This is a genomic window from Mycobacterium sp. (genome assembly GCF_036488105.1).
GTDB lineage: Bacteria > Actinomycetota > Actinomycetes > Mycobacteriales > Mycobacteriaceae > Mycobacterium.
On sequence record NZ_DASXHW010000365.1, the window covers coordinates 1 to 12569 of the forward strand.

Sequence of the window (12569 nt, forward strand, 5' to 3'; positions counted from 1 at the left end):
CCGCGGCTTCGTCTCGAGAGCGCGTCTGGATGGCGGACCGTAACCGCCTGAACACCAACACACGCAACTGATTCGCAAGAAGGCCACTATGTTGCTGATCGACACGCATCAACGATGGTGCCGGACGGCGATTAATCGCCAACAGTACGCGCCCGCTTAACGAAATCAGGCACAAATCCGGAAACCCGTACCGGCCCTCCGGATTTGCCAGAACATCGTTGACAAGGCAGTTCAGCGAGAGTAAACCCAGGACATAGCGCCGCGTAAGCGGGCCGATAGCCGACTCCCGCGGTGTCAGGGACCTTAGCCCGGGCCCCGGAAAGCTGCGATATGCCAACGGAAGCAGCAGTCAAAGCAGAAGAAACATTGATCCACGTTCTATGGATCAACGCGGGTCTGAGTTGTGACGGCGATTCGGTGGCGCTGACTGCCGCTACCCAACCCAGTATCGAGGAGATCGCGCTGGGCGCGCTCCCCGGACTGCCCAAGATCGCCGTGCACTGGCCACTGATTGATTTCGAATGCGGCCCCACCGGTGGCGCCGACGACTTCCTCGAATGGTTCTTCAAGGCCGACCGCGGTGAACTCGAACCGTTCGTGCTCGTCGTCGAAGGTTCGATCCCCAACGAGGCGATCAAGAACGAGGGGTACTGGTGTGGGTTCGGCAACGACCCGGCCACCGGCCAGCCGATGACCACCAGTGAGTGGCTCGACCGACTCACTCCGAAGGCGACGGCGGTAGTCGCGGTGGGGACCTGCGCCACCTACGGCGGCATCCACGCGATGGCCGGAAACCCAACCGGTGCAATGGGCGTGCCCGACTACCTCGGCTGGGATTGGAAGAGCAAGGCCGGGATCCCGATCGTCTGCGTTCCGGGCTGCCCGATCCACCCGGACAACCTGTCGGAGACACTGACCTATCTGCTCTACATGGCCACCGGGCAGGCACCGATGATCCCGCTTGATGAGGCACTGCGCCCACAATGGCTCTTCGGCAGCACCGTGCATGAGGGCTGCGACCGGGCCGGCTATTACGAGCAGGGTGATTTCGCCACCGAGTATGGATCACCGAAATGCATTGTGAAGCTTGGCTGCTGGGGTCCAGTGGTCAAATGCAACGTGCCCAAGAGAGGCTGGATCAACGGCATAGGTGGCTGCCCGAACGTCGGCGGAATCTGCATCGGGTGCACCATGCCCGGGTTCCCGGACAAGTTCATGCCGTTCATGGACGAACCCCCGGGCGGCAAGGTATCCACCACGGCATCGGGCCTGTACGGCTCGGTGATCCGCAGCCTGCGCGGCGTCACCAACCGCACGCTCGACAAGGAACCGCGCTGGCGACACAAGGGCGACAAACTCACCACAGGCGCACACCGCACCTGGTAGGGCGGGGCACGACTTCTCAGCAGAGATAGGGAGCAAACTTCGATGACAACGATCATCCCCGAGCCGTCCCACGCGAAGCGCGAGCCCGGCCAACTCGTCGAAATGGCCTGGGATCCGATCACCCGGATCGTGGGCAGCCTCGGCATCTACACCAAGATCGACTTCGAGAACCGCGAGGTGGTCGAGTGCCACAGCACCTCATCCATTTTCCGCGGCTACTCGATCTTCATGAAAGGCAAGGACCCTCGCGACGCCCACTTCATCACCAGCCGCATCTGCGGCATCTGTGGTGACAACCACGCCACGTGTTCCTGCTACTGCCAGAACATGGCTTACGGGGTCAAGCCGCCGCACCTGGGCGAGTGGATCGTCAACCTGGGCGAGGCCGCGGAATACATGTTCGACCACAACATCTTCCAGGAGAACCTGGTCGGCGTGGACTTCTGCGAAAAGATGGTCTCCGAGACCAACCCGGGCGTGCTGGCCAGGGCCGAGAACACCCCGGCACCGCACGCCGACGCGCACGGCTACAAGACGATCGCGGACATCATGCGCTCGCTGAACCCGTTCAGCGGTGAGTTCTACCGCGAGGCCCTCCAGGTCAGTCGATACACGCGAGAAATGTTCTGCCTGATGGAAGGCCGCCACGTACACCCGTCAACGCTGTATCCCGGCGGGGTCGGCACGGTGGCAACCATTCAGCTGATGACCGACTACATGAGCCGGCTGATGCGCTATGTGGAATTCATGAAGAAGGTCGTGCCGATGCACGACGACTTGTTCGACTTCTTCTACGAAGCGATCCCCGGATACGAGATGGTCGGTCTGCGTCGCACGCTGTTGGGCTGCTGGGGCTCCTTCCAGGACCCCGACGTGTGCAACTTCGAGTACAAGGACATGGAGCGTTGGGGCAACGCGATGTTCGTCACGCCCGGTGTCGTCGTCGACGGCAAGCTGGTGACGCACTCGCTGGTCGACATCAACCTGGGTATCCGAATCCTGTTGGGCAGCTCGTATTACGACGACTGGAATGAACAGGAGATGTTCGTCAAGACCGACCCCCTGGGTAATCCGGTCGACCGGCGCCATCCGTGGAACCAGCACACTAACCCGCACCCGCAGAAACGGGACATGGACGGCGGCAAATACAGCTGGGTGATGTCTCCGCGCTGGTTCGACGGCAAGGATCATCTGGCTCTGGACACCGGCGGCGGCCCATTGGCCCGGCTGTGGTCGACCGCGTTGGCCGGCCTGGTCGACATCGGCTACGTCAAGTCCACCGGCCATTCGGTCCAGATCAACCTGCCCAAGACCGCACTCAAGGGGCCGGTCGAGTTCGAGTGGAAGATCCCCCAGCACGGGTCCAACACCATCGAGCGCGACCGGGCGCGGACCTATTTCCAGGCCTACGCGGCGGCGTGCGCGTTGCACTTCGCCGAAAAAGCACTCGCCGAAATCCGGGCCGGTCGCACCAAGACCTGGGAGAAGTTCGAGGTACCCAAGGAGGGAATCGGCTGCGGGTTCACCGAAGCGGTGCGCGGAGTGTTGAGCCACCACATGGTGATCCGGGACGGCAAGATCGCGAACTACCACCCGTACCCGCCGACCCCGTGGAATGCCAACCCACGCGACAGCTTTGGCACGCCAGGCCCCTACGAGGACGCGGTACAAGGACAGCCGATCTTCGAGGAGAACGACCGCGAGCACTTCAAGGGCATCGACATCATGCGCACGGTGCGCAGCTTCGACCCCTGCCTGCCTTGTGGTGTGCACATGTACCTGGGCAACGGCAAGACACTGGAGCGGCTGCACTCACCAACGCAAGCAGCGACCGGGGAGTGATATATGGCTGATCGCCCCGAGGAGTTGGAGGGGGACGCGCAGTGGCGCTCGGCGGGCGATCGGATCCAGACGCTGTTGGATGCGACGTCGGCCGGCGGCACCGTCGCGCGTGAGCGCGCCGAGCAGCTGGTTCGCGAGGTAGTCGAGCTCTACGGCGCAGGCTTGTCGCGGATCATGGCGACAATCGCCGACCGCGGCACGGTTGACCGCTTGGCCGCCGACGACTTGGTTGCCAGCCTGCTGCTCGTCCACGGCCTGCACCCGCACGACCTGCGCCGGCGGGTTGCCGACGCGCTTGACCGGGTCCGACCGTATCTGGGCTCACACGGCGGCGACGTGCATCTGCTCGATATCGTCGGCGACTCCGTGCAGCTTCAGTTCGCCGGCAGCTGTAAGAGTTGTCCGTCGTCGGCGGTGACGCTGGAGCTGGCCGTCGAGGATGCGATTCGTGCTGCTGCACCGGAGGTTTCGTCGATTGACGTGGTGGCGCCCGAAGCCGCGCCAGCCGAATCGACGACGGTGATTCCGGCGGAATCACTGCTGGCTCAGGTCCATTCCAGGGCCCGCGCCGACGGCGGCGCCTCGGCGGCCTGGCATCCGGCGCCGGACCTGGCCGATCTGGCCCCCGGCGAGGTCGGCGGTTTTTCGGTGGCCGGCGCCGTGGTGCTGGCCTGCCGGGTCGGCGACCAGCTGTACGCCTATCGTGACCACTGCCCGGCCTGCGATGGATCCTTGGCCGGTGCGGCGCTGCACCGGCGGACCACGACTGCCGAGCCCGTGCTGCGATGTCCGCGCTGCCGCGCGCATTTCGACGTCGTGCACGCCGGATTGGGCCTCGACGACGGCGCCGATCACCACCTCGATCCCATCCCGCTGCTGCTGCGCGACGGAGTGCTGTCGATCGCGGTACCGGCCGAGCCGATGGGCGCGCCGGCATGACCACTCCGTACGACGTTCTAAGCCGAATCACCAGCAACCGGCAGGCACCGCAACCCGCCGGAGAGCGGTGTGAAATGTGCTCAGAGAGCATCGCCGAAGAGCATCAACACGTGGTGAATGTGGCTGGGCGACAACTGATGTGCGTGTGCCGTGGCTGCTATCTGCTGTTCAGCGACAGCCACGCGCAGCTGCGCTACCGCTCCGTTCCCGACCGGTATCTGTCTTTTCCCGACTTCGCGCTTGATCGCCGTACCTGGGAACTGCTACAGATCCCGGTCGGCCTGGCATTCTTCTTCCGCAACTCGGCGCTGGATCGCACCGTCGCGTTCTACCCGGGACCGGCGGGGGCAACCGAATCCGACCTCGACCTCGAGGCCTGGACCGCGATCAACTCGGCCGATCCACGGGTAGGCCTGCTCGCCGACGACGTCGAGGCGCTACTGGTGCGAGTCCGCGAGGACGAGCAGCCCGATTGCTACCTGGTTCCCATCGACGCCTGCTACGAGTTCATCGGCGGGCTGCGGATGTTGTGGCGCGGCTTCGACGGCGGTCAAGAGGCGCGCGAATTCATCGACGCGTTTTTCGATCAGCTGGCCAGCCGCAGTACGGAGCAATGCCGATGACCAGCCGCACCGGCCAGGCGAGCGGCCTGGCATTCACAGTCCTCGACGTGGTCCCCGAGCCGTATGCGGCAGTGCCGATATTGACCGCGCGGGTCAGCGTTTCGGCGCCCGACGACGAGCCCGTGCACGCGATCGCGCTGCGCTGCCAGGTCCGCATCGAGCCATTGCGACGCGGCTACTCCGACGACGAGGCGGCGGGGCTGACGGATTTGTTCGGGCCACGGGAACGCTGGGCCACCACCCAACGCACCTTCCTGTGGCAGCATTGCACGGCGATGGTGCCGGCGTTCCTGGGCACCAGCGAGGTCGCGCTGCCCCTGGAGTGCACCTACGATTTCGAGATCGCGGCCGCCAAGTACCTGCACGCGCTGCGCGACGGCGCAGTTCCACTGCAATTCCTTTTCAGCGGGACCGTATTCACGGCGGGTCAGCGCGGTTTCTCCGTACAGCAAGTGTCGTGGGACTGCGAGGACCACTACGACATGCCGGTGACGGTGTGGCGAGAACTGATCCAGCTGCACTACCCGAACACCGGATGGGTGCGGCTGTCTCAGGACGCGGTAGCCGCGTTGGCCGCCTACAAGTCGGCGCGCGGCCTGTTGAGCATCGAGGACGCGGTCACCACGCTGCTCAGCGCAGCGCACCAGGAGGCGCGATGACCGCGGATTGGGACCGGGCCCGGGCCGTCGCCGACGCCGTCCTGTACGAGGGCTACCTGCTCTACCCGTACCGCGCGACCTCGAGCAGGAACCGATCGCGTTGGCAGTGGGGCGTTTTGGGACCTGCGAGCGCAGCCGACGCCGGCATCGGCGAGGACGACACCATCGCCGCGCAGTTCCTCGTCGACGGAGCGCAGGCGATCACCCTGGTGGTGCGCTTCCTGCAGCTGCAGCACCGCCGTGCCGAACGCGACGCCGGTGGTGGCCGTTTCGACCCCGTCGACGAGCTGACCACACCAACTGGTTCGTGGCTGACCTGGGACGAAGCGATCGAGTGTGAAACGTCGTTCGGCCCCTTTGCGATTGACGATCCGGCCCAGCCGTGGTCACTGTCGCTGACCGCCGCTCCGGCCACCGACGTCGAATCCGTCGAGGGCGGTCGGCTGGTCCGGACCCGCCGGGAGGTGGGCGCCGCCTTGACCGTGGGCATCGAGCCGGACGGTGCGCTCCATCGGGTTTCGGTACGGGTCACGAATACCGGTGCCCCTGCGGTGGACAAAGACGACGCGATAGCTCGTTCCCTGATCGGCACCCACGTCATCGCGGAAGTCGTTGGGGGCGAATTTGTCTCGCTCCTCGAGCCGCCGCTGCCGGCCGCCGATGCGGTGTCTCGCTGCAGCCAGCACCGCTGCTTCCCGGTGCTGGCCGGCCCGCCCGGCGCCGGGGATCTGCTGTTGATCTCACCGATCATCCTCTACGACCACCCCGAGGTCGCCGAACAGAGCGAGACCGCGCTCTACGACTGCACCGAGATCGACGAGATCCTCACGTTGCGCGTGATGACGATGACCGACCAGGAGAAGGCACAGGCCCGGGCTACCGATCCGCTGGCCGCGCAGATCATCGACAGCTGTGACTCCATGTCGCCCGAAGCCATGGCGCGCCTGCACGGAGCCCTGCGGGATCCGCGGGAGACCGTTGGCCTGATTCCGGAGGTGCCTGACGGCGTGGATTGGTGGGATCCGCTGGCCGACAACGCAGTCCAGCCTGACCTGGACGCGGTGTTGGTGAACGGTGTCCGGGTTGCGCGGGGCAGTCGGGTAATTCTGCATCCGGGGCGTCGGGCCGACGCACAAGACTTGTTCTTCGCGGGCAGGACGGCCCGCGTCACCACCGTGCACGAAGACGTCGACGGCAACCAACACGTCGGTGTCGTCGTCGAGGACGATCCGGCCGCCGACCTACACGACTGGTACGGCCGCTACCTGTACTTCTCCCCCGACGAAGTCGAACCGCTCCAAACCACCACCACCACCGAAAGGAATTAGACATGGCGATCGTAGGATGGGTGTTCATCGGCATCCTTGGGATGTTTGTTCTGGGCGGACTCGTGATAGGGCTGATATCTGTCCCAGATGCCCGGCGGTATCTCAAGATCCGGCATATGTAGGGTCACCGAGCGGTCCGAATCCAGTGCGCATCCTGGTGGCCGGCATCGGCAACATCTTCCTCGGCGACGACGGGTTCGGCTCCGAGGTAGTCCGGCACGTCCCAGTCCGGCAGGACGATTCGGGCGTGCGGGCCGTCGACTACGGCATCGGGGGGATGCACTTGGCCTACGACCTGCTCGACGACTGGGATGCGCTGGTCCTGGTCGACGCGGTACCCAATCGCGGCAGCCCGGGGGCTCTGCACATCTTCGAGGCCGACCATGAATCACACTCCGCCACAGCCGCTCTGGACACCCACAGCATGGATCCTGCGGCGGTGTTCGACAGCCTGAAGGCACTCGGCGGCCAACCGCCCTACACGGTCGTCATCGGCTGCGAGGTGGGGAGCGTCGCCGAAGGCATTGGTCTGACCGAGGCCGTCGCGGGCGCGGTGCCACGGGCCATCGACGCCGTCAAGGAAGTCGTCGCGGGTCTGCGGACTCGATCGCCGGCAGCGTCGGTGGAAGGGCAGGGCTGACCGATGTGTCTGGGCATACCGGGCCAAGTGGTCAGCATGCTGGATGGTTACGAGGGGCAACTCGCACTGGTCGACGTCGCCGGAAAGCAGCGCAACGTCAATGTCGGCATGTTGCCTGAGGAGACGTTCGCACCCGGTGACTGGGTGATCATTCACATGGGGTTCGTCGTCGAGAAGACCGACCGGGCCGGCGCCGAGCAGGCGATGACCGGTCTGGAGCTGATGGGCCGGGGCCGCGACGATGACTGACACGCTGGCGCGCATCGATAGCGTCCGGCAACGGTTCACCGTGACCGGTGTGGTTCAGGGGGTGGGGTTCCGTCCGTTCGTCCACCGGATCGCCACCGATCTTGGGCTGACCGGATTCGTCGGCAATGATTCGGGCGCGGTCTTCCTCGAAGTGCAGGGACCTGGCACACACATTGACGAATTCCGTCGCCGGCTGCGCGCCGAGGTGCCACCGCTCGCATCGATCAGCGCTGTTCACGTCGTCGACGTCGACGCTGACACGCTGTGCGACACCGGGTTCCGTATCGTGGAAAGCCAAACGGTCGCCGGTGCCACCACCCCGATTCCGCCCGATATCGCCGTCTGCGACGACTGCATCGCCGAGTTGTTCGACCCGAGCGACCGTCGTTACCGGCACCCCTTCGTGACGTGCACCAACTGCGGTCCGCGGTTCACCATCATCCGCGCCCTGCCCTACGACCGACCGGCCACCACGATGTCTGCGTTCGCGATGTGCGAGCGCTGCGCCGCCGAGTACCACGACCCGGCCGACCGCCGCTTCCACGCGCAGCCGATCGCCTGCCCGGACTGCGGGCCGTCGCTGTGGTTCGCCGCGCACGGCGAGCGGGTCGCCGGATCCGATGCCGCGCTGGGGGCCACCCAGCGGGCGCTGGCCGCGGGCGCCGTGGTCGCGATCAAGGGCATCGGCGGCTATCACCTGGCATGCCGGGTCGACGACGAGGCAGCGGTCGTTGCGCTGCGGGCCCGTAAAGCCCGGGGCGCCAAGCCGTTCGCGATGCTGGTGGCCGATCTCGGCATTGCACGCCGCTACGCACACGTCGACGACACTGAAGCCGCGGTGCTTTCGAGTCCGGCGCGGCCGATCGTGCTGCTGCGGCGTCGCCGCGACGCGCCGCTCGCCGAGGCCGTCGCGCCCGGCAGCCCACTGGTCGGGCTGATGCTGCCGTACTCGCCGATCCATCACCTGCTGCTCGCGCCCGTGCCGGGTGTCGATGCACCGGTACCGCTAGCCTTGGTGCTGACCAGCGCCAACCGCTCCGATGATCCCATCTGCTTCACCGAAGACGATGCCGTGCAACGTCTCCCACCACTATGCGACGCGGTGCTCGACCACGACCGGCCGATCCATGTGCCCTGCGATGATTCAGTGGTTCGGGTCGTGGACGATCGCGAACTACCGATCCGTCGGTCCCGCGGCTATGCGCCGCTGCCCGTCGACCTCGGCCGCGACGGCCCAGCGGTGCTGGCGGTCGGCGGCGAACTGAAGAACACCTTCTGCCTCACCGACGGTGCACGCGCATACCTGTCCGGACACATCGGAGACATGGAGACCTTGGAAACCCTGCAGGCGTTCGAACGAGCGGTGGGCCAACTCAGTGAAATCCGGCACGAGCCGGTGCGATTGGCCGCCGACCTGCACCCGGGCTATCACACCCGGAATTGGGCGGAGCGCCGTGCCGGCGATCGACCACTGGATCTGATTCAGCACCACCACGCGCACGTGGTGTCGCTGCTGGCCGAGCACGGACGTCTCGGTGAACCCGTGATCGGTGTTTCGTTTGACGGCACGGGCTACGGCTGCGATCAAACGATCTGGGGCGGCGAGATTCTCAAGCTCGGGCCGGACAGTCAGCGGTTCGCCCGGGTCGGCCACCTGCTGCCGGTACCACTGCCGGGCGGTGATGCGGCCGTGCGCAATCCGTGGCGGATGGCGCTGTCTCAGTTGTGGATGGCCGGTATCGACTGGACCCCGGATCTGCCCCCGATCGCTGCCGCGACACCGGCCGAACTGCGGCTCACGCGTTCACAACTGGAATCCGGCAGCGGGTGTGTGCCCTGCTCGAGCATGGGCCGGCTGTTCGACGCGGTCGCATCCCTGCTGGGAGTGCGGCAGCGGATCGACTATGAAGGCCAGGCCGCCATCGAGCTCGAAGCGCTGGCCGATTCCATCGGCGACACGGCGGGACCGGCGTTCGCACTGGCGGTACGCGTCGACGGGGTGATCGACCCCGCCGGCATGCTGCGGGCGATGGTGTCGGCCCTACGCGCAGGCGTGGAACCGGCGGTGCTGGCTGCCGAGTTTCACCAAGCGGTCGCGGTCGCCGTCACCGAGGCGGTGCGAAAGGCCGCCGGACCGATCCGGTTGGTGGGGCTGACCGGCGGAGTGTTCCAGAATGTGTTGCTGCTGCGAGGGTGCCGACAACGCTTGCAGCAGGCGGGATTCGAAGTGCTGATCCATCACACGGTGCCGCCCAACGACGGCGGGCTGGCGCTGGGTCAGGCCGCGATCTCCGTGCTGACCGCGCTGGAAGAAGCTGAGCGGCGATGATGACCACCGCGATCGATCGCGGGCTCGGCGCCGAGCTGGCCGCCGATCTGGCCGCGGCCGCCTTCACACTGGCCAAGCGGTTTGCGGCGGGCGCGACGATGTGGTCCATCGCACCATCGTGGGAGCCGCATGCACTGCACATTGCGGTCGAGTTCGTGCATCCAGTGATCATGGGAAAGCGGGCGCTGCCGGCCGTTGCCCTGACCGGACCGAACCTGATCGATCTGGTGCGGGTGTCGGTTCGGCCCGGTGACCTCGTGATCGGGGTTGGTGCCGCCGCTGACCCAGAGCTGCGTTCGGTGATGCGCCGCGGCCCGGCCTGGGGCGCCACCACGATCTGGATCGGCAGCGGTGAACGACCCACGGCGGGAGCGGCCGATCACGTGCTGTGGCTCGATGACCCCGATCCGCGAGTTCCAGCGACGGGCGGCTTCGTGCTCTTCTATCACCTGCTGTGGGAACTCACCCACGTGTGTTTCGAGCACTCGGGACTGCTGAAACCCGAATGTGCCGAACTGGGGTCACCTCCCGCTCGCGGGGGAGTTTGCGTCACCTGCAGTGACGAGGGACGCATGGGCGAGGTGGTGTCGCCGTCGGCCGACGGGATGGCCGCGGTGCGTACCGCGCGCGGCCTCGAAAGCGTGGCAACGGCACTGATCGACCCGGTTGTCGCCGGCGAACTGGTCCTGGTGCATGCCGGGACCGCGATCAGTCGCATCGAGGAAGAGGAGCGGCACTGATGGACGAAGAGCCCACCAACTTCCTGTATCCGTTCATCGATGCACAGGAAGACGACCCACAATCGCTGCTTGCCGATCTCGCCGCGTCGGCGCAGGCAAAAGCCGCTGAGAGTGTGGCGCTGCGGCGCACCACACTGGAAGACAACGCCGATCTGCTGGATCAGGCTGCTACCCAGATGGCCCGCCGCTTCGCGGCCGGCGGACGGATGTTCACCTTCGGAAACGGCGGCAGCTGCACCGATTCCACCACCTTGGCCGCGTTGTTCTCCCGCCCGCCGGCCGGAAAGCCGCTACCCGCTTGGTCGTTGACCGCCGATCAGGCGATTGTGACCGCCCTGGGTAACGACGTCGGGTTCGAGCTGGTGTTCGCCCGTCAGTTGATCGCCCGTGCACAGGCCGGTGACATCGCGATCGCGATGTCGACCAGTGGCAATTCGCCCAACCTGCTGGCCGCGCTGGCCGAGGCGCGACAACGTGGTTTGTACACAGTCGGTTTCGCCGGATACGACGGCGGCGCCTTCACGGACAACCCACATGTGGACGCCTGCTTCATCGTTCGCTCGCAAAGCGTGCACCGAATTCAGGAGTCGCAAGCGCTGCTGGGCTATCAGCTGTGGTCGGCCACCCAGCGACGGTTCGACGATCGAGGATTGGGGGCGGCATGAGCAAGCCAACAGGTGAGTACCTGTCGTCGGGGCCGCGGTTCGCCGAGGGCGAGGTGATCGAGCGGATCGAAGTGTTCCGCAGGCGCCGCCCCCGGTTGCTCGACGACCACGTGAACCTGGCGCACGGGGCGGGCGGAAAAGCTTCGGCCGCGCTCGTCGACGCGGTGTTCATGGAGGCGTTCCGCAACCCCCTGCTGGAGTCGCTCGGCGACGGTGCGGTTATCACGCTGCCCGGCGGTGAGCGGCTGGCGATGTCCACCGATTCATTCGTTGTGCAGCCCAGGCGCTTTCCCGGTGGCTCCATCGGCGAGCTCGCTGTACACGGCACCTGCAACGACGTCGCGATGTCCGGCGCGGTGCCGTCGTGGATCTCGGCGGCGTTCGTGCTGGAGGAGGGTTTTTCGATCGCCGAGCTGAAGGAGATCGTCGCCGACATGGCCGCCGCGGCGGCCAATGCGGGCGTGCAGATCGTCACCGGGGATACCAAGGTGGTGCCCAAGGGTGCCGCCGACGGCATGTTCGTCACCACAACGGGGGTCGGCGTCATTCCTTCGGGGCGCACACTTTCAGCCGCGTCGGTACGCGCCGGCGACAAGGTGCTCTTGTCGGGCTCGATGGGCGATCACGGCATGGCGGTGATGCTGGCCCGGGGCGACCTGGCCATCGAAGCCGACATCCATTCCGACACCGCGTCGGTCAGCCCGCTGGTGGAACTGCTGATGACGGCCGCGCCATCGACCCGCTGGCTGCGGGACGCCACCCGGGGCGGGGTCGGGACCGTCTGCAACGAATTGGCTCAGGCCTGCGGCCTCGGGGTGCTGCTCGAAGAAGAGCGACTGCCCGTGCGGCCCATGGTGAACGGCGCGTGCGAGCTGCTTGGCATCGATCCGCTCTACGTCGCCAACGAGGGAAAGTTCGTCGCCGTCGTCGCACCCGACGAGGCCGAGGCCGGGCTGGCCGCGCTGCGCTCGCATCCGCTGGGCGGCGATGCGGCCGAGGTCGGGGAAATCGTCACCGAACCGGCGGAAAGCGTGGTGTTGCGAACCGGGTTCGGCGGCACCCGGATCGTCGACATGCTCGTCGGCGACCCACTGCCACGGATCTGTTAAGAGGAGGAGACCGCGTATGTGTCTTGGGATTCCGGGTCGGATCGTTGAGATCACCGATCC

At 66.2% G+C, this 12569-nt stretch carries 13 protein-coding genes; all 13 read left to right on the forward strand.

The annotated features are described in order from the left end of the window. Positions 1-330: 330 nt before the first annotated feature. The 13 genes from VGH54_RS19160 to hypE are packed head-to-tail and all read left to right on the forward strand — an operon-like array spanning position 331 to position 12509. Positions 331-1386, forward strand: coding sequence for a hydrogenase expression protein HypE (locus VGH54_RS19160; protein WP_331513654.1), 1056 nt, complete (start codon positions 331-333; stop codon positions 1384-1386). Between the two features lie 42 nt (positions 1387-1428). Continuing rightward, positions 1429-3228 carry a nickel-dependent hydrogenase large subunit gene (locus tag VGH54_RS19165; RefSeq protein ID WP_331513655.1) on the forward strand — a complete coding sequence of 600 codons (1800 nt, stop codon included), beginning with the start codon at positions 1429-1431 and terminating at the stop codon, positions 3226-3228. A gap of 3 nt (positions 3229-3231) precedes the next feature. Next, entirely contained in the window at positions 3232-4167 is a 936-nt protein-coding gene (locus VGH54_RS19170) for a NifU family protein (protein ID WP_331513656.1), read from the forward strand. Further along, positions 4164-4790 (forward strand): DUF5947 family protein, encoded by a 627-nt coding sequence (locus tag VGH54_RS19175; RefSeq protein WP_331513657.1) that lies wholly within the window; start codon positions 4164-4166, stop codon positions 4788-4790. Before VGH54_RS19170 ends, VGH54_RS19175 begins: the two co-directional genes overlap by 4 nt. After that, positions 4787-5449 carry a DUF6084 family protein gene (locus tag VGH54_RS19180; RefSeq protein WP_331513658.1) on the forward strand — a complete coding sequence of 221 codons (663 nt, stop codon included), beginning with the start codon at positions 4787-4789 and terminating at the stop codon, positions 5447-5449. Before VGH54_RS19175 ends, VGH54_RS19180 begins: the two co-directional genes overlap by 4 nt. Next, entirely contained in the window at positions 5446-6777 is a 1332-nt protein-coding gene (locus VGH54_RS19185; protein ID WP_331513659.1) for a hypothetical protein, read from the forward strand. Before VGH54_RS19180 ends, VGH54_RS19185 begins: the two co-directional genes overlap by 4 nt. Positions 6778-6779: 2 nt before the next feature. Further along, positions 6780-6899: a DUF6893 family small protein gene (locus VGH54_RS30060; protein ID WP_414688749.1), complete on the forward strand. Its 120-nt coding sequence runs from the start codon at positions 6780-6782 to the stop codon at positions 6897-6899. Positions 6900-6922: 23 nt separating this feature from the next. Then, positions 6923-7417, forward strand: coding sequence for a hydrogenase maturation protease (locus VGH54_RS19190; RefSeq protein ID WP_331513660.1), 495 nt, complete (start codon positions 6923-6925; stop codon positions 7415-7417). Between the two features lie 3 nt (positions 7418-7420). Next, entirely contained in the window at positions 7421-7666 is a 246-nt protein-coding gene (locus VGH54_RS19195) for a HypC/HybG/HupF family hydrogenase formation chaperone (protein WP_331513661.1), read from the forward strand. Continuing rightward, entirely contained in the window at positions 7659-9995 is a 2337-nt protein-coding gene (gene hypF / locus VGH54_RS19200; protein WP_331513662.1) for a carbamoyltransferase HypF, read from the forward strand. Before VGH54_RS19195 ends, hypF begins: the two co-directional genes overlap by 8 nt. Next, the gene (locus tag VGH54_RS19205) at positions 9992-10735 is read left to right on the forward strand and encodes a HypC/HybG/HupF family hydrogenase formation chaperone (RefSeq protein ID WP_331513663.1); all 744 of its coding nucleotides are present in this window, start codon (positions 9992-9994) and stop codon (positions 10733-10735) included. The genes hypF and VGH54_RS19205 overlap by 4 nt, the downstream gene beginning before the upstream one ends. Then, positions 10735-11400 carry an SIS domain-containing protein gene (locus VGH54_RS19210; RefSeq protein WP_331513664.1) on the forward strand — a complete coding sequence of 222 codons (666 nt, stop codon included), beginning with the start codon at positions 10735-10737 and terminating at the stop codon, positions 11398-11400. The genes VGH54_RS19205 and VGH54_RS19210 overlap by 1 nt, the downstream gene beginning before the upstream one ends. Continuing rightward, positions 11397-12509, forward strand: coding sequence for a hydrogenase expression/formation protein HypE (hypE, locus tag VGH54_RS19215; protein ID WP_331513665.1), 1113 nt, complete (start codon positions 11397-11399; stop codon positions 12507-12509). Before VGH54_RS19210 ends, hypE begins: the two co-directional genes overlap by 4 nt. The last annotated feature ends 60 nt before the right edge of the window (positions 12510-12569 follow it).